This is a genomic window from Enterobacter sp. DNB-S2 (assembly GCF_019443845.1).
Lineage (GTDB): Bacteria > Pseudomonadota > Gammaproteobacteria > Enterobacterales > Enterobacteriaceae > Enterobacter > Enterobacter asburiae_B.
The window spans coordinates 2,569,913-2,586,593 of record NZ_CP050520.1 but is presented as its reverse complement, the minus strand read 5'-3'; the positions used below and the strand labels follow the sequence as shown (position 1 = coordinate 2,586,593).

General features: G+C 55.6%; 16 protein-coding genes. 5 read left to right on the top strand and 11 right to left on the bottom strand.

Features of this window, described 5'->3' with window-relative positions; translation table 11 throughout:
• Nucleotides 1–6: 6 nt before the first annotated feature.
• Nucleotides 7–675, bottom strand: a complete 669-nt coding sequence (locus HB664_RS12295) for a methionine ABC transporter permease (RefSeq protein WP_008500617.1) — start codon at nt 673–675, stop codon at nt 7–9.
• Complete coding sequence (locus tag HB664_RS12290) at nt 668–1,690, bottom strand: methionine ABC transporter ATP-binding protein (RefSeq protein WP_048977436.1); 1,023 nt, start codon at nt 1,688–1,690, stop codon at nt 668–670. Before HB664_RS12290 ends, HB664_RS12295 begins: the two co-directional genes overlap by 8 nt.
• A gap of 400 nt (nt 1,691–2,090) precedes the next feature.
• Between HB664_RS12290 and HB664_RS12285 the strand changes: the two genes are divergently transcribed.
• The 4 genes from HB664_RS12285 to lpp all read left to right on the top strand — a co-directional run bounded on the left by HB664_RS12285 (nt 2,091) and on the right by lpp (nt 6,963).
• The gene (locus tag HB664_RS12285) at nt 2,091–3,461 is read left to right on the top strand and encodes a cystathionine beta-synthase (RefSeq protein ID WP_219939521.1); all 1,371 of its coding nucleotides are present in this window, start codon (nt 2,091–2,093) and stop codon (nt 3,459–3,461) included.
• Nucleotides 3,462–3,472: 11 nt separating this feature from the next.
• Nucleotides 3,473–4,618, top strand: a complete 1,146-nt coding sequence (locus HB664_RS12280; RefSeq protein WP_045401427.1) for a PLP-dependent aspartate aminotransferase family protein — start codon at nt 3,473–3,475, stop codon at nt 4,616–4,618.
• Between the two features lie 377 nt (nt 4,619–4,995).
• The gene (gene pykF / locus HB664_RS12275; RefSeq protein WP_029739779.1) at nt 4,996–6,417 is read left to right on the top strand and encodes a pyruvate kinase PykF; all 1,422 of its coding nucleotides are present in this window, start codon (nt 4,996–4,998) and stop codon (nt 6,415–6,417) included.
• 309 nt (nt 6,418–6,726) lie between these two features.
• Nucleotides 6,727–6,963, top strand: coding sequence for a murein lipoprotein Lpp (lpp, locus tag HB664_RS12270; protein ID WP_010430241.1), 237 nt, complete (start codon nt 6,727–6,729; stop codon nt 6,961–6,963).
• Nucleotides 6,964–7,023: 60 nt separating this feature from the next.
• On the opposite strand, the gene HB664_RS12265 is transcribed toward lpp, so the two are convergent.
• The 9 genes from HB664_RS12265 to HB664_RS12225 form a co-directional block, all read right to left on the bottom strand.
• Entirely contained in the window at nt 7,024–8,037 is a 1,014-nt protein-coding gene (locus HB664_RS12265) for a L,D-transpeptidase family protein (RefSeq protein ID WP_202769960.1), read from the bottom strand.
• 97 nt (nt 8,038–8,134) lie between these two features.
• A complete protein-coding gene (gene sufE / locus HB664_RS12260) occupies nt 8,135–8,551 on the bottom strand; it encodes a cysteine desulfuration protein SufE (RefSeq protein ID WP_063438351.1) in 417 nt (138 codons plus the stop codon).
• A gap of 14 nt (nt 8,552–8,565) precedes the next feature.
• A complete protein-coding gene (sufS, locus tag HB664_RS12255) occupies nt 8,566–9,786 on the bottom strand; it encodes a cysteine desulfurase SufS (protein ID WP_094935182.1) in 1,221 nt (406 codons plus the stop codon).
• Nucleotides 9,783–11,054, bottom strand: coding sequence for a Fe-S cluster assembly protein SufD (gene sufD / locus HB664_RS12250; protein ID WP_219939520.1), 1,272 nt, complete (start codon nt 11,052–11,054; stop codon nt 9,783–9,785). The genes sufS and sufD overlap by 4 nt, the downstream gene beginning before the upstream one ends.
• On the bottom strand, nt 11,029–11,775 hold the full coding sequence (gene sufC / locus HB664_RS12245; protein ID WP_014831592.1) for a Fe-S cluster assembly ATPase SufC: 747 nt from the start codon (nt 11,773–11,775) through the stop codon (nt 11,029–11,031). The genes sufD and sufC overlap by 26 nt, the downstream gene beginning before the upstream one ends.
• Before the next feature lie 9 nt (nt 11,776–11,784).
• Complete coding sequence (gene sufB / locus HB664_RS12240; protein ID WP_039262105.1) at nt 11,785–13,275, bottom strand: Fe-S cluster assembly protein SufB; 1,491 nt, start codon at nt 13,273–13,275, stop codon at nt 11,785–11,787.
• An 8-nt stretch (nt 13,276–13,283) separates the two neighbouring features.
• Complete coding sequence (gene sufA, locus HB664_RS12235; RefSeq protein WP_008500631.1) at nt 13,284–13,652, bottom strand: Fe-S cluster assembly scaffold SufA; 369 nt, start codon at nt 13,650–13,652, stop codon at nt 13,284–13,286.
• A 313-nt stretch (nt 13,653–13,965) separates the two neighbouring features.
• Nucleotides 13,966–14,694, bottom strand: coding sequence for a MerR family transcriptional regulator (locus tag HB664_RS12230; protein ID WP_033145300.1), 729 nt, complete (start codon nt 14,692–14,694; stop codon nt 13,966–13,968).
• Nucleotides 14,695–14,882: 188 nt separating this feature from the next.
• Complete coding sequence (locus HB664_RS12225) at nt 14,883–16,103, bottom strand: diguanylate phosphodiesterase (protein WP_143347182.1); 1,221 nt, start codon at nt 16,101–16,103, stop codon at nt 14,883–14,885.
• A gap of 336 nt (nt 16,104–16,439) precedes the next feature.
• Here HB664_RS12225 and ycgZ point away from each other — a divergent pair, with 336 nt between their 5' ends.
• Nucleotides 16,440–16,679, top strand: a complete 240-nt coding sequence (gene ycgZ, locus HB664_RS12220) for a regulatory protein YcgZ (RefSeq protein ID WP_023311324.1) — start codon at nt 16,440–16,442, stop codon at nt 16,677–16,679.
• Nucleotides 16,680–16,681: the final 2 nt, after the last annotated feature.

Sequence of the window (16,681 nt, the reverse complement as noted above, 5' to 3'; positions counted from 1 at the left end):
TATTTATTAGCGTTTATCTAACAGTGAAGTAATGACATCGCCGCAGAACTGGATAATGAAAACGATGATCAGAATGGTCACCGTTGCCACCAGCGTGACGTCACCATGGTTGCGCTGGAATCCTTCCAGATAAGCCAGATTTCCCAAACCACCGGCGCCAATCACCCCCGCCATTGCGCTGTAGCTCACCAGCGCAATGAGCGTCACCGTAATACCCGATACCAGTGCGGGTGATGATTCCGGCAGTAAAACCCGAAACACTAACGTGCTCAGTCGTGCGCCCATCGAGCGCGTTGCTTCGATGACGCCTTTATCCACTTCACGCAGGGCGATCTCCACCAGGCGTGCGTAGAACGGTGCCGCGCCCACAATCAGCGCCGGCAGCGCCGCGTTGGCACCAAGAATGGTGCCGACGACGGTCTTGGTGAACGGGATCAGTAGGACAATCAAAATGATGAACGGAATAGAGCGGAACACGTTCACAACAATCGAAATCACGCTGTAGACCGTGCGGTTATGGAACAGCCCGCCGCGCGCGGTTAAAAACAGCGCCAGCCCCAGCACGATGCCCAGCACAAACGTCGCCACGCCGGACAGCGCGGTCATGTACAGCGTCTCCAGCGTCGCCGCCCAGAGCTGATCCCACTTGAGATGCGGAAAGAGATTCTCAGCCATGTTTAATCACCTCGCCTTCAATATCGCTGTGCTGCAGGTCGGCGAGGATATTGTTCAGTTGTTCATCGGATGCCACGACATGTACCCAGAGCTGACCAAACACACCGTGGGCGGTTTGCGTCATTTTCCCGTGCAGGATGTTAAACGGCAGGCCGTAGCGCAGGGTCAGTTCACCCACGATCGGCTTATGGGTGCTATGCCCGGTAAAGGTCAGCCTGATGACCGTGCCTTCCAGATCGTTTGCCAGTTCGGTATTGAAGGTTTCTTCCTCGGCGTACTGGCTCACCTGACGGACAAACTGCTGCGTAATCGGCTGCTGCGGATGGGTAAAGACGCTCAGCACGTCGCCCTCTTCCACGACTTTACCGTTCTCCATCACCGCCACGCGGTCGCAGATTTTGCGCACTACGTGCATCTCGTGGGTGATCAGCACGATGGTCAGCCTGAAGCGGCGGTTAATATCCAGCAGCAGATCGAGGATCTGATCGGTGGTCTGCGGGTCGAGCGCGGACGTGGCTTCATCGCAGAGCAGCACGTCAGGGCTGTTAGCCAAAGCGCGCGCAATACCCACGCGCTGCTTTTGCCCGCCGCTCAGCTGGGACGGGTACGCATTCTCGCGCCCCTTCAGGCCGACCAGATCCACCAGCTCGGCGACGCGCGCCTTGATGCTGGCTTTCGGCACGCCGGCGATTTGCATCGAGAAAGCGATATTCTCGCTCACCGTGCGCGACCACAGCAGGTTGAAGTGCTGGAACACCATGCTGATTTTCAGGCGCGCCTGGCGCAGCGCTTCACCCTTGGCCGCAGAGATATCCTGCCCGTTAATGGTCACGCTTCCGGCGCTGGGTTTTTCCAGGCCATTCAGCAGACGAATCAGCGTGCTTTTCCCGGCTCCGCTGTAGCCGATAATTCCGTAAATCTGTCCCTGCTCTATCGTCAAATTGACGTTATCAACGGCAGTCAGCGCGACCTTTCCGTTGTCAAAAACCTTCGAAATATTCCTGAGTACGATCATTCTTATTCTTTATCCGTTTCGCGCATGGCTGTTTAGCAGTATGGATGTCCAAACGATAGTAAACAGGCGTTATCAGCTTTCAAATGAACAAAAAAGAATTTGTTATAACTTTCGGAAATAAACAGCGGATTTACAGGGTGGGAAGCATTTAGATCAATTTCAGCAATGATTATCTGCCGGATGCATATCTGCTGGCAGATGCCCGCTAAAAACGCTCATTTTTTCAGCATTTCCTGCCGATATAGCCATCCTCACATCCAGACAACTTTACGTCTTGCTGTCCTGACATCCAAAAATGGCATTTATATTCTTTTCTGTTCTAAAGAGCAGTGAATGGTTCTTTATTGCGAAAATTTCGCCGCTCTATCATCCCGTCATGACATCCAGAAAGGAAAACATCATGACGATTTACCATTCCGTCACCGAACTGATTGGCCGTACCCCGCTTATCCAGCTGCACAAGCTTGATACCGGTCCCTGCTCGCTGTTCCTGAAGCTGGAAAACCAGAATCCGGGCGGCTCTATTAAGGATCGCGTTGCGCTGTCGATGATTAACGAAGCGGAGCGTACCGGCCAGCTGGAGCCGGGCGGCACGATTATTGAGGCGACGGCGGGGAATACCGGTCTCGGCCTGGCCCTGATTGCCGCCCAGAAAGGCTACTCGCTGATCCTGGTGGTGCCGGACAAAATGAGCCGCGAGAAGATTTTCCACCTGCGCGCGCTGGGTGCCCAGGTGGTGCTGACCCGCTCCGACGTTAACAAGGGACACCCTGCCTACTACCAGGATTACGCCCAGCGCCTGGCCAACGAGCTGCCCGGCGCGTTTTACATCGACCAGTTCAATAACGAGGCCAACCCGCTGGCGCACCGCACCACCACGGCACCGGAACTGTACGAGCAGCTTGACGGGCGGATCGACGCTATCGTGGTGGGCGTCGGCTCAGGCGGTACGCTGGGCGGCCTGCAGGCGTGGTTCGCCGAGCACTCTCCGCATACGGAGTTCGTCCTGGCAGACCCGGCCGGATCGGTTCTCGCCGACCAGGTGGAAACCGGACGCTACCACGACGCGGGCTCCTGGCTGGTTGAGGGTATTGGCGAAGACTTTATTCCGCCGCTGGCCCACATTGAAGGGGTGAATCGCGCCTGGCGCATCACCGACCGCGAGGCCTTCACCACCGCGCGCGATCTGCTGAAAACGGAAGGCATTCTGGCGGGCTCTTCCAGCGGCACGCTGCTGGCGGCCGCGCTGAAATATTGCCAGGCGCAGACCACACCGAAGCGCGTGGTGACCTTCGCCTGCGACAGCGGCAATAAGTATCTCTCGAAGATGTTCAACGATGACTGGATGCGTCAGCAAGGGCTCATCACGCGCCCTCAGGCCGGCGATCTCTCTGACTACATCGCCCTGCGCCACGATGAAGGCGCCACCGTTACCGCCGCCCCGGACGACACGCTTTCCACCGTACTGGCACGCATGCGCCTGTATGACATCTCCCAGCTGCCGGTGCTGGAGAACGGCAAGGTGGTGGGCATTATCGACGAGTGGGATCTCCTGCGGCACATCGGCGGCGACGGCGACCGCTTCGCGCTTCCGGTGACGGCAGCCATGACGCGTCAGGTGGAGTTTCTTGATAAACACGCCCCGGAAAGCGCCCTGAACGCCATCTTCGACCGCGGTCTGGTGGCCGTGATTAATGACAACGACCGTTTTCTCGGTCTGATTACGCGCAGCGACGTTCTGACCGCCTGGCGCAACCGTCTTCAGCAATAAAGGAATCAATGATGAAAAATCTGGCCACCCTCAGCGTACACAGCGGCGAGTTCAACGACCAGCACGGCGCCGTCATGCCGCCGATTTACGCCACCTCGACGTTTGCGCAACCGTCCCCCGGCGAGCATACCGGCTATGAATATTCCCGCAGCGGCAACCCTACCCGCCATGCGCTGGAAACCGCCATCGCCGAACTGGAAGGCGGCACGCGCGGCTACGCCTTCGCCTCCGGTCTGGCGGCCATCTCCACGGTGCTCGAACTGCTGGACAAAGACAGCCATATCGTCGCCATTGATGACGTTTACGGCGGGACGTACCGCCTGATTGAAAACGTGCGCAAGCGCAGCACCGGCCTGCAGGTCAGCTGGGTTAAACCGGACGACTTAGCCGGTCTCGAGGCCGCCATTCGACCGGATACCCGCATGGTGTGGGTCGAAACGCCAACCAACCCGCTGCTGAAGCTGGCGGATCTGGCGGCCATTGCGGCGATCGCCCGCCGTCATAACGTCATCAGCGTGGCGGACAACACCTTCGCGTCGCCGGTGATCCACCGTCCGCTGGAGTCGGGTTTCGATATCGTGGTGCACTCCGCCACCAAATACCTGAACGGCCACTCTGACGTGGTGGCCGGGCTGGCGATTGTCGGGGACAACAGGGAACTGGCGGATAAGCTGGGCTATCTGCAAAACGCGGTGGGCGGCGTACTGGATCCGTTCAGCAGCTTCCTGACGCTGCGCGGTATTCGCACGCTTGCTTTGAGGGTAGAAAAGCACAGCACCAACGCGCTGGCGATTGCGCAATGGCTGGATCAGCATCCTCTGGTCGAAAAGGTGTTCTATCCCGGCCTGGAATCGCATCCGCAATATCAGCTTGCCCGCACGCAGATGGCCCTGCCCGGTGGGATGATTTCCGTCGTGGTAAAAGGGGATGCGCAACGCGCCACCGAGGTGATTCGCAACCTGAAGCTGTTCACCCTCGCGGAAAGCCTCGGCGGTGTGGAAAGTCTGGTGAGCCAGCCTTACAGCATGACGCACGCCTCGATTCCGCTGGAGCAACGCCTGGCAAACGGCATTGTGCCGCAGCTGATCCGTCTGTCAGTCGGGATTGAAGATCCGAAAGACCTGATTGCCGACCTCAGCCAGGCGCTGCAAAAATAAGCAAACCGCGGCAGGTCAATCACCTGCCGCCATAAGTTGTCATCATGGCTTAACGCCTTGATAACAATATTATGTGAAACTGCACAGATTATTTCTGAAACACCGTTTCCATTTTCCTTTTATCTTAAAATCAGCGTATAATGCGCGCCTAATCCCTGGTGAATGGTTTCAGCGCTTGGAATACAAAAAACAACGTACAACTTCTCCTCTCCATCGTTGGGCTGTCACTCAGGCACACTTTCTTCTGCACGCTCATTTGATGTCTCCTATCCTTAGTGCGTGTCATATACTCTTTTGCAACACAGGTTTGACTCCGCGGCGGTGCGCCCCCGGAGCGAGATTTCCATATCCTTCCCAACTTAAAGACTAAGACTGTCATGAAAAAGACGAAAATTGTTTGTACTATCGGCCCGAAAACCGAATCTGAAGAGATGCTGACCAAAATGCTGGACGCCGGCATGAACGTGATGCGTCTGAACTTCTCCCACGGTGATTACGCAGAACACGGTCAGCGTATCCAGAACTTGCGCAACGTAATGAGCAAGACCGGTAAAAAAGCTGCGATCCTGCTGGATACCAAAGGTCCAGAAATCCGCACTATCAAACTGGAAGGCGGTAACGACGTCTCTCTGAAAGCGGGCCAGACCTTCACCTTCACCACCGACAAATCCGTTGTTGGCAACAGCGAAATCGTTGCAGTGACCTACGAAGGCTTCACCAACGACCTGTCCGTCGGTAACACCGTGCTGGTAGACGATGGTCTGATCGGTATGGAAGTGACCGCCATCGAAGGCAACAAGGTTATCTGTAAAGTGCTGAACAACGGCGACCTGGGCGAAAACAAAGGCGTTAACCTGCCGGGCGTCTCTATCGCACTGCCAGCACTGGCCGAAAAAGACAAACAGGACCTGATCTTCGGTTGCGAACAAGGCGTTGACTTTGTTGCGGCCTCCTTCATCCGTAAGCGTTCTGACGTAGTTGAAATTCGTGAGCACCTGAAAGCGCACGGCGGCGAGAAGATCCAGATCATCTCCAAAATTGAAAACCAGGAAGGCCTGAACAACTTCGACGAAATCCTCGAAGCGTCTGACGGCATCATGGTTGCACGTGGCGACCTGGGCGTAGAAATCCCGGTTGAAGAAGTGATCTTCGCGCAGAAGATGATGATCGAGAAATGCGTTCGCGCGCGCAAAGTGGTTATCACCGCAACGCAGATGCTGGACTCCATGATCAAAAACCCACGCCCTACCCGCGCAGAAGCAGGCGACGTGGCTAACGCCATCCTCGACGGTACTGATGCCGTTATGCTGTCAGGCGAATCCGCAAAAGGTAAATATCCGCTGGAAGCGGTGTCCATCATGGCCACCATCTGCGAACGTACCGACCGCGTAATGAAAAGCCGTCTGGACTACAACAACGACAGCCGCAAGCTGCGCATCACCGAAGCGGTATGCCGTGGTGCAGTAGAAACGGCTGAGAAACTGGAAGCACCGCTGATCGTGGTTGCCACCCAGGGCGGTAAATCTGCTCGCGCGGTGCGTAAATACTTCCCGGATGCGACTATCCTGGCGCTGACCACCAACGAAACCACGGCTCGTCAGCTGGTGCTGAGCAAAGGCGTGATCCCTCACCTGGTGAAAGAGATCGCGTCTACGGATGATTTCTACCGTCTGGGTAAAGAAGTCGCTCTGGAGCTGGTTGATCGTGGTCTGGCACAGAAAGGTGACGTTGTGGTCATGGTTTCTGGCGCGCTGGTACCAAGCGGAACTACCAATACCGCATCTGTTCACGTGCTGTAATAATTCCCGAACGAATTAATTTTGATAAAAAGCGCCCTCCGGGCGCTTTTTTTATTCCTGGCATTAGCTAAAGTCATTCAAATTGCAAATCGGGTTTTTCTATTTAATTGCGAATTATCTAAGATGAATCCGATGATAAATGCCTTTTTTTACATAGATTTTTGCTCAAAAAGGGCCGATTCGATGCTTCTTTGAGCGAACGATCAAAAATAGGTGTATTCCCATCAAAAAAATATTCTCAACCCAAAAAACTTTGTGTAATACTTGTAACGCTACATGGAGATTAACTCAATCTAGAGGGTATTAATAATGAATCGTACTAAACTGGTACTGGGCGCGGTAATCCTGGGTTCAACTCTGCTGGCTGGTTGCTCCAGCAACGCTAAAATCGATCAGCTGTCTTCTGACGTTCAGACTCTGAACGCTAAAGTTGACCAGCTGAGCAACGACGTGAACGCAATCCGTTCCGACGTTCAGGCTGCTAAAGACGACGCAGCTCGCGCTAACCAGCGTCTGGACAACCAGGCTACTAAATACCGTAAGTAATAGTACCTGTTAATAAAATGGCGCACATTGTGCGCCATTTTTTTTGCCTGCGTCAAACGGCTACTGCGTCACCTTCTCCCCTTCATCTTCCGCTACCGCAGCGGACACCCGACTGTTCTGTACCGACAATACGCTATTGCTGGCCGACGGGCCGCTCCCTGACGACACGATAACCGGGATCCCGGCGCGGCGTGACAGGGCTTTCTCGATCAGAGTCTTATCGCTTCCCGCCTGAGAAACAAAGGTCGCAAAGTCGGCGGAGTGGGTAATGGGCGAGACCTGCGGGTTTTCTCCCTCAGCCTGCGCCAGCGGGCGATGGACTTCAATATAGCGTTTGCCATCCGGCTCCACGGAGAACTTCACGGGTTCATTGATAATCTGTACCCGCGTGCCAACCCGCACCTGTTCAAACAGGGCTTTAATGTCCGGGGCGTTCATCCGCATACAACCTGAGCTGACGCGCAGTCCAACGCTGTCCGGCGCGCTGGTGCCGTGGATGAGATATTCCCCGTTGCCGACGCCTAAACGCAGTGCGAAGCGTCCCAGCGGGTTATTTGGCCCGGCAGGTACCACCGGCGGTAATTTAATTCCCTGCTCAAGAGAGCGTGCTCTGATGCCCGGCGTGGGCGTCCAGGTGGGATTCGGGATTTTCTGGCTTACGCGCGTGGTCGTGACCGGTGTTTCCAGCCCCAGCTGTCCGATGCCGAGCGGGAAGACCTGAACGATGTTTTCTCCCGGCGGGAAGTAGTAGAGCCGCAGCTCAGCGAGGTTCACCACAATCCCCTCGCGCGGCGTGTCCGGCAGCAGCATCTGCGACGGGATGGTAATGACGGTTCCCGGCGCCGGGTTGACTGGCGCAATGGTATTGTTCGTTTCCAAAATCACCTGCGCCGCGGTATTAAACCGGCGGGCGATGGTCTGCAGCTTATTATCCCCTTCCTGTATCGTGTAGGTTTGATTTTGCCCAATCAGGCGACTGCCTGCGGGCGGCAACGGATAGTCCATCGCGCGGGCCGAATTAAGTGCGCCGAGCGAACTGAGGAGTAATAGAGTTATGAGAGACGCGCGCTTCATGCTGAGATTCCTTATTCACTGGCAGGACGCCAGAAAGCTGAAAAACCAGCGAGGCGGGAACCACCTCGCGAAACAGAATGAATGCTGTTCTGTAATTCTAGCTAAGGATTGCAGCTTTGGCGCGAATCGCGCGAATCATCGCTTCCAGTCCCTGGGAACGAGACGGGGTGAGGTGTTGGGTCAGGGCCATTTTTTCAAACCACGGGCGGACATCGAACGCGACAATGTCCTGCGCCGACATCTGGTGATAGAGAATAAAGACGACGGCAATAAGCCCTTTCACAATGGCCGCATCGCTGTCGCCGTGCAGTGCTATCGTGCCGTCGTCAGATTGCTCCATCACAATCCACACCTGGCTCTGACAGCCCTGAATAATATTTTCCGGGTTATGCGCCTCTTCACCGAGCGGCGGCAGACGCTGCCCCAGCTCGATGATATACAGGTACTTCTCTTCCCAGTTTGCGCAACGCCCAAAGTTGCGCAGCAATTTGTCTCTGTCCGGCAGTTCTGCCATCTTTCGCCTCTCCGTTAGCCCAGCAGCTGGTGAATACGCTTAAGCCCCGCCACCAGCCTGTCGACCTCTTCCGTTGTGTTGTACATCACCAGCGACGCGCGGCACATTGCCGGCACCTGGTAAAACGCCATCAGCGGCATGGCGCAGTGGTGCCCGGTACGGACCGCCACGCCGTAGTTATCGAGGAAACTGCCCACGTCATAGGCGTGATGTTTCCCGAGATTGAACGCAATCACCCCTTGTCGGTCGGCAGGCCCATAGAGGGTCAGATCCGGCACGCTGGCAAGCTCGGCAAGCGCATAGTGCATCAGCAGCTGTTCGTACTCCTGAATGCTTTCAAGGCCGATTGCGGAGACGTAGGAAACCGCCGCCCCCAGCCCGATAATCCCGCCGGTGTTGGGCGTACCCGCCTCAAAACGCCACGGTGCGCGCGCGTAGGTGGTGCCTTCCGTCAGGCTGACGGTGGCGATCATCGATCCGCCCCCTTCCCACGGCGGCATCGCCTGCAGGATATCTTCTTTCACGTACAGCACGCCAATCCCGGTAGGCCCATAGAGCTTGTGGCCTGAGAAGACGTAGAAATCGCAGTCCAGCGCCTGAACGTCAACCGCGTGGTGCATCACCGCCTGAGCGCCGTCAATCAGCACCTTCGCGCCGGCCTGATGGGCTTTTTCGACAATCTCTGCCACTGGGTTTTCCGTCCCGAGCACGTTAGAGACCTGGGTGACCGCCACCAGCCGCGTGCGGTCATCCAGCAATGCGTCGAGCTGCTCGAGCTGCAGCGTCCCGTCAACGTTGAGCGGAATGACCCGCAATTGCGCACCAACGCGCTCGCAGAGCATCTGCCACGGCACGATATTGGCGTGGTGCTCCATCTGGGTGATGATAATGTTATCCCCCGCGTGGACCTGCGCGTTGCCCCAGCTGTTAGCGACAAGGTTGATCCCTTCGGTAGTTCCGCGCACGAAGACCAGCTCTTCAGGCGATTTTGCATTGAGGAAGGCGGCAATTTGCGTGCGCACGTTTTCCATACGCTGGGTCGCCTCGGCGCTCAGGGTATGAATACCGCGATGCACGGCGGCGTAGCCGTGGCGATAAAACTCGGCTTCCGCATCCACGACCGGGTTCGGCTTCTGCGCGCTGGCCGCGCTGTCCAGATAGGCCAGAGGAAGACCGTTTACTTCACGGGTCAGAACCGGAAAATCTGCCCGTACTTTCTCGACGGGAAAACTCATGCTTCGCCTCCAGGCAGACGCTGACCGATACGCGCCAGCACCTGCTGTTTCAACTGACCATCGTTCAGCGCTTCCGTCAGTTCGGCGGCAAACGCATAGATAATCATTTTCTGCGCCGCCTGCTGGTCGATACCGCGGGAACGCAGGTAGAACATCTGCTCGTCGTCGATGCGCCCGACCGTCGCACCGTGGCTGCACTTCACGTCGTCGGCGTAGATCTCCAGCTGCGGTTTGGTGTCCACTTCCGCCAGGCGACCTAACAGCAGATTGTTGTTGGTCATCTGCCCGTCAGTTTTGATGGCGTGCTGCGCCACGTTAATCAGTCCGTTAAATACCGCGCGCCCTTTATCACTCACGATAGTTTTATGCAGCTGGCGGCTGTTGCAGTAGCCCTTGTTGTGCTCAAGCCAGGTGCGCGTGTCGCACACTTCAGATTTAGCCGGCATCGCCAGGCTGTTGATGCGCAGCGTGGTGTTTTCACCGTTAAGCTGCGTGCTGGTATTGTGGCGCAATACCGACCCACCGAGCAGGAAGCTGTGGCTGTACGCCGCGGCATCCTGACCCAGCACAATGTCGTTATGGGCAAAGTGGTGGCTCTGCGCATTCTCAAACGCCAGCTTGACGTGGTGAAGCTGGGCATTGGCGGCAACGTTCATCGTCAGACGCGATCCGGTAAAGTGCCGGATATCGTTGAGGCTGACGTAATGTTCGATTACCGTGGCTTCCGCCCCCTCCGCCAGCTCAAGATGGTGGCGATAGTGCGCGGTGTTGATTTCGTCGCCGTCCAGACCCTGGGTGATGTGCATCAGCAGCAGCGGTTTTGCCGGACGCTGGTTACGCTTCACGCGGATATGCGTCACGCTGCGGGCCAGGCTCTCGGTCAGGTGGAGGAAAACCTCAGGCTGAACCGGGGCGCTCAGGGGCTGGCGATCGTCGTTTATCTCAATCTCAAATCCGCTCCCCTGAAGGGCGTCGCTCAGCTCCGGACGGAACTCACCGTCGACAAACACCAGGCGCACGGCATCCACGTTTACGGCCAGCGCGTCACGCTGCGCCGGGGTGAGATCCGCCAGGCGGGTCACAAACTCGGCGTTCAGCAGGCCATCAAGCGGGGTGTATTTCCAGTTCTCATGCTTACGCGTCGGCAGGCCGAGACGCAGCATCTGCTGCAGATGCTGCTGCGCCTGCTCAGAGCGCGTGCCGCCCTGGGCTTCAAACAGCCGGTGCCACTGCTGGAGCACATTACTGCTGTTCGGTAAGCCAGCCATAGCCCTGCTCCTCCAGTTGTTTAACCAGCGTGAAATCACCGGATTTCACAATACGCCCCTGGTAAAGCACGTGAACGTAATCAGGCTTAATGTAGTCCAGAATGCGCTGGTAGTGGGTGACGATAATGAACGAACGCTTGCCGTCACGCAGGGAATTCACGCCGTCAGCGACAATCTTCAGGGCGTCGATATCCAGACCGGAGTCGGTCTCATCCAGAATGCACAGCTCGGGCTCCAGCACCGCCATCTGCAGAATGTCGTTACGCTTTTTCTCGCCGCCGGAAAAGCCAACGTTCACCGAACGGGTCAGCAGATCTTCCGGCATCTTCAGCAGCTTGATCTTCTCTTCCATCAGGTCCTGGAAGTCAAAGCGATCCAGCGCCTCCAGGCCGCGATACTTGCGCACCGCATTCAGCGCCGTCTGCAGGAAGAACTGGTTGCTGACGCCCGGAATTTCGACCGGGTACTGGAAGGCCATGAAGATGCCCTCTCCCGCGCGGTCTTCCGGCGACATCTCAAGCAGATCTTTGCCGTTAAACTCCACCGAGCCGTGGGTTACCTCATAATCTTCGCGCCCCGCCAGCGTCGCAGAAAGCGTACTTTTCCCGGAGCCGTTCGGCCCCATGATGGCGTGAACTTCACCCGGCTTGACGTCAAAATTGAGGCCACGCAGGATGGCTTTGTCTTCTACGCTGACCTGTAAATCTTTAATGCTTAACATGTGCTTTCCTTAACCGACGCTGTGTTCAAGACTAATGGCGAGGAGTTTCTGGGCTTCAACGGCAAATTCCAGCGGCAGTTCAGAGAACACGTCCTTACAGAAGCCGTTAACGATCATCGAGATGGCGTCTTCTTCGCTGATCCCGCGCTGCAGGCAGTAGAAGAGCTGATCTTCCCCAATCCGCGACGTCGTCGCCTCGTGCTCAAGCTGGGCCGTGTTGTTACGGCACTCGACGTACGGGAAGGTATGCGCCCCGCAGTCAGCGCCAATCAGCATCGAGTCACACTGGGTAAAGTTTCGCGCATTGGTGGCCGTCGGCATGATTTTCACCAGCCCGCGATAGCTGTTCTGGCTATGCCCGGCAGAGATCCCTTTCGAGATGATGGTTGATTTGGTGTTTTTACCGATGTGGATCATCTTGGTGCCGGTATCGGCCTGCTGATGGCCGCTGGTCAGCGCCACCGAGTAAAACTCGCCGATGGAGTTATCCCCGCGCAGAATGCAGCTCGGGTATTTCCAGGTGATGGCAGAGCCGGTTTCTGACTGGGTCCACGACATCTTGCTGTTTTCGCCTTCGCACAGCGCGCGCTTGGTGACGAAGTTCAGGATACCGCCGGTATTGCCGTCGCCCGGGAACCAGTTTTGCACCGTGGAGTATTTCACCTCGGCATCTTTGTGGATGATGACCTCCACCACCGCCGCGTGCAGCTGGTAGCTGTCGCGGACCGGGGCGGAGCACCCTTCGATATAGCTGACGTAGCTGCCTTCATCCGCAACCAGAATCGTGCGTTCGAACTGGCCGGTTTTTTCGGCGTTGATACGGAAATACGTCGACAGCTCCATCGGGCAGCGCACGCCTTTCGGCACATAGATAAAGGTGCCGTCAGAGGCTACCGCCGCGTTGAGCGCCGCAAAGAAGTTGTCGTTAGAAGGCACCACGGTCCCAATGTATTTTTTCACCAGTTCCGGATGATCGTGAATCGCTTCGCCGAAGGAGCAGAAAATGATCCCCTGCTCTGCCAGCTTCTCGCGGTAGGTGGTTGCCACCGAGACGGAGTCGAAAATGGCGTCTACCGCCACCTCTTTCCCCTCACGCACGGGCACGCCAAGCTGGTTAAAGGCTTCTTCCACCTCTTTGCTGAGGAAACTGTTCTCCGCACCGGTTTGCTGCACCGCGCCGGGCTGCGAGGCGCAGGTATCGTCACAGCTGCCGCAGGAGGGCGCGGAGTAGTAGCTGTAATCCTGATAGTTCAGCTTGTCGTAGTGCGCTTTCAGCCAGTGCGGTTCTTCCATCTCCAGCCAGGCGCGGAAGGCGCTCAGGCGGAACTCCAGCATCCACTCGGGCTCGTTGCGTTTCGCCGAGATCGCCCGCACGACATCTTCGTTGATGCCTTTCGCCAGCTCATCGGTCTGCAGCTGGGTGAAGAACCCCTCTTTATAGTTGAGGTGCCCACCGCCCCAGGTATTTACATCACTCGTTGCTTCAGTATTACGAGACATAGTACCGCCTATACCCCAAAGCTTTCGCCGCAGCCGCATTCGTTCTGGGCTTTCGGGTTATGAAATTTGAATAACTGGTTTAAGCCTTCGCGGACGTAGTCCACTTCGGTACCGTCAATAAACGGCATGGCCTGCAGCGCGACGTACAGTTTCGCGCCGTCCGTCTCGAACACCAGGTCATCTTTCTCGGGTTCGGTGACGGTATCGAGCACGTAGCCGAAACCCGCGCAGCCGGTCTGTTTGACGCCCAAACGCACGCCGAGGATCTCGGGCTTTTTCGCCACCAGCTCGTGAATATGTGCCGCCGCCGCTGGCGTGAGCGTTAAGCCGCGCCAGGCAAAATCGGCAGGATTAAAGGTTTCTGAATGCAGTTCCATAGGTCCACCTCATCTGATAAGCCATCAGGGCATAACACCATGTTAGTGATAACGATTATCACTTCAACCCTCTGTCAGCAGGGGCATTCGGCTAAACCGCCCTTTTTGCCTACTTTTATTAAGCATAGACCCTGTGAGAGGATGCAGTCAGGATGGATGTATTTGTTCAATGCATTGATTAATAATGCATTTCGTCGTGGTATTTATGACAGGGAAGAGAAAAGTAAAATATGCATCGGAAATGCCTATTTTTGAGATAGCTTTTGTTCAGAAAAGGACAAAAACAAAAAAAGGCCCTCAAGGCCTCTGTTAATCAGTGATGAAATGAGACAGCAAACCCCTGTTCACGCCAGTGGTCGAGCTGTTCCTGCTGGCGAGGCGTTGGGGATTTCCCCGTCCAGACGAAGATTTTTTGCCCAGGGAACAGTTCAGGACGCGGCGAATCAATAGGTTCCGCCAGGACGTCAATGTGCCATCCCTTCTGCGATAAGCGCGCGGCTTCCAGCCACAGGTGGGTGCGGTCATCGCATTCCCAGCCAATCAGGAGGGCGTCTTTACCAGCTTTTTTGCGGGATTCCGCCAGGCTTGCAATCGCGAATTCGATCAGGACGCCGTCAAACAGGCTCGCCATGTGACGCACGGTGTTTTGATCCTGATTCATGCGCTGACGAACGGGAGAAATAATATTGTCAATCAGCGCATCTATCGCGTGATCGCGGCGGAATTCGCCCATTTTGGCGCGCAGCTTTGCCGGGCTGGCGTAACGCAGAACGGTCATCATTTCTTCCTGGAACGAGACCCAGTTGCCCTGAGTCAATACTTCTTTGTTTTCCAGCAAGGCTTTGACTTTTCCGACCGAGACGCCGCTTTTCATCAGGCGCTTGATCTCTTCTATGCGGAGGATATCTTCATCGTCAAACTGACGATGACCTCCTTCGCTGCGCTGCGGCTTCAACAATCCATAACGGCGCTGCCAGGCACGCAGCGTAACGGGGTTGATACCGCATCGTTCGGCCACTTCGCCGATACTGTAATAGGCCATTAACTCCCTCACGCTCAGAACTTCCATACCTAACTGCACCAACCTTATCAGATTGTACACACCATTTGTATAACTAAGACCGCATTTTGCTCAGGTGAATGGGCTACTCCTCCCTTCACCTGTTAATACATTGTTGTATAAAAATTACCATTCGTACAGTTAACTCTGCCGTAATGTGTACAGCTTTATCAGAAGTCGAACTTTTTCTCCGGCCACGCAATCGCGGGAATACCGCCGTGTCGCGGGCTGGCAAAAAGATGCCCCTGGAACTGGGAAATCCCGGCGGACTCCAGCCACATCCATTCTTCAGCCTTCTCTACTCCTACCGCGCAGAACTGGATCTCAAGCGAGGAGCAGCATTTAATAATCGCCTGAATAATGGCCTGTCGGGGGCCACTTTTATGCACGTTCGCGACCAGATCGCGATTAATCTTAATTCTGTCCGGCTGGAACTGCGCCAGCAGCTGCAGCCCGGCAAAACCGGCGCCAAAGTGATCGATCGTCACGCTGATACCCGCGCTTTTTAACTGCCTGACCGAATCCGTGAATTCATCAAAACGGGAAATGGCTTCGCTCTCGGTGAACTCCACCACAATTTGCTCGGGTACAAACCCATTGGCTTCAATCGCGGTGAGCAGGAAATCCACGGCGTTGGGAATGTTGACCAGCGTCATGGGCCGCAGATTGAGGGATAACGTCTGGTCCTGGAGCCCCAGCGCGCTGGCCATGGAGAGCGCCACCTGCTTGCTGTGTAAATCAGAGGCATACACCTCGTCACGCGGCAGATTGGCAAAGTAATCTCCCGGTGCGCCGCCGTCAGGCGTGCGGAGAAGCGCCTCCCAGGAGACGACCTGCTGCATAAACGGATCGACTATCGGCTGGAACGCAAAGCTGCAATCCGCCCCTTTCGCGACCACTTCGGGCTGCGCGGACAGGCGCGTTTCCTCGCGAACGAACTCCCAGGAATCCGCAGGCGGCAGTTCAAAATAGTTCGCTTTTTCCGTGGCCTCGACAAAGGTGCGGAAAAACTGCAGCGGGCGGTCATTATACGTCAGCTGATAGCGTGTCGTCCCCCTGTTGAGCACCTGCTGCAGCACTTCGTCCCTGTCGAAGTGGCGCAAATCAAAAAGCTCCATGCCCACGTTGCCAAAACGCCGGACAGGTCCGTGATCGCGCATCAGCTCCACCACGTTATGGTGGCGCGGGTCGTTGCAGATCTGCTCATAGATAGCAGAGACGTGTTCCACTGGCCCTTCAAGCAGCTGAAAAAAATGTGTGCCGTTAAACAGCAGGATCCCCGTGATATTGGATTGCCGGTTTTTACTATTTGCAGCAGCGACCATTGCTTCCAGCGCTTTAACTGGAACGTCCTCGCAGATATGACTGCGGTAAATGATGGTTGTGAGCATGCTATTCCTGGGGTTAGGGTTTTGGCCACAAAAAGGTGGATAAGTATCATTTATAGCACATTCATTGCCTGACAAATAATTTACATCTCAATCATTTACGGCAGTTAATGAAACATTTTTCTGCGCTGTACAACTTACCAGTGTCAGACCTTTTTGTACAATATATCCTGTAACATTACCGGTCCACAACATACTCATAAGCAAATGAAAATAAAGTACTTTATAAAAAATATCATAAAAATATTAAAAATCTGTACATTTTAAGTGTACAGATTTAGAAATTGTGTATACCTTAATTGTAACGTTAGTGATTACAAAATTTTACAGGAGCGAAACATGCAGCAGAAAGGTTACGTCGCAGATTCCGCAGCAGCAATCGCACAGTACTTCGAAAAAGCCGTGCTTCCTACCCAGCAGGAGACGCTGGGCCAGGTCGTTGTTGAAATTCTCAGCGACGGGCGAAATCTGAATCGCAAATCGCTCTGTACCAAACTGCTCAGCCGCCTCGAAAAGGCCGATGGCCCGGAAGAGGAAGAGCATTACCACAAGCTGCTTGGTCTGCTCTTCGAACGGTAAGG

Excerpts from the sequence above, each read along its gene's own strand:
- pykF (WP_029739779.1), top strand. The coding sequence starts at position 4,996 with ATGAAAAAGACGAAAATTGTTTGTACTATCGGCCCGAAAACCGAATCT.
- sufB (WP_039262105.1), bottom strand. The coding sequence starts at position 13,275 with ATGTCTCGTAATACTGAAGCAACGAGTGATGTAAATACCTGGGGCGGT.
- lpp (WP_010430241.1), top strand. The coding sequence starts at position 6,727 with ATGAATCGTACTAAACTGGTACTGGGCGCGGTAATCCTGGGTTCAACT.
- sufC (WP_014831592.1), bottom strand. The coding sequence starts at position 11,775 with ATGTTAAGCATTAAAGATTTACAGGTCAGCGTAGAAGACAAAGCCATC.
- HB664_RS12285 (WP_219939521.1), top strand. The coding sequence starts at position 2,091 with ATGACGATTTACCATTCCGTCACCGAACTGATTGGCCGTACCCCGCTT.
- ycgZ (WP_023311324.1), top strand. The coding sequence starts at position 16,440 with ATGCAGCAGAAAGGTTACGTCGCAGATTCCGCAGCAGCAATCGCACAG.
- sufA (WP_008500631.1), bottom strand. The coding sequence starts at position 13,652 with ATGGAACTGCATTCAGAAACCTTTAATCCTGCCGATTTTGCCTGGCGC.
- HB664_RS12290 (WP_048977436.1), bottom strand. The coding sequence starts at position 1,690 with ATGATCGTACTCAGGAATATTTCGAAGGTTTTTGACAACGGAAAGGTC.
- HB664_RS12225 (WP_143347182.1), bottom strand. The coding sequence starts at position 16,103 with ATGCTCACAACCATCATTTACCGCAGTCATATCTGCGAGGACGTTCCA.
- sufS (WP_094935182.1), bottom strand. The coding sequence starts at position 9,786 with ATGAGTTTTCCCGTCGAGAAAGTACGGGCAGATTTTCCGGTTCTGACC.
- HB664_RS12295 (WP_008500617.1), bottom strand. The coding sequence starts at position 675 with ATGGCTGAGAATCTCTTTCCGCATCTCAAGTGGGATCAGCTCTGGGCG.
- sufD (WP_219939520.1), bottom strand. The coding sequence starts at position 11,054 with ATGGCTGGCTTACCGAACAGCAGTAATGTGCTCCAGCAGTGGCACCGG.
- sufE (WP_063438351.1), bottom strand. The coding sequence starts at position 8,551 with ATGGCAGAACTGCCGGACAGAGACAAATTGCTGCGCAACTTTGGGCGT.
- HB664_RS12230 (WP_033145300.1), bottom strand. The coding sequence starts at position 14,694 with ATGGCCTATTACAGTATCGGCGAAGTGGCCGAACGATGCGGTATCAAC.
- HB664_RS12280 (WP_045401427.1), top strand. The coding sequence starts at position 3,473 with ATGAAAAATCTGGCCACCCTCAGCGTACACAGCGGCGAGTTCAACGAC.
- HB664_RS12265 (WP_202769960.1), bottom strand. The coding sequence starts at position 8,037 with ATGAAGCGCGCGTCTCTCATAACTCTATTACTCCTCAGTTCGCTCGGC.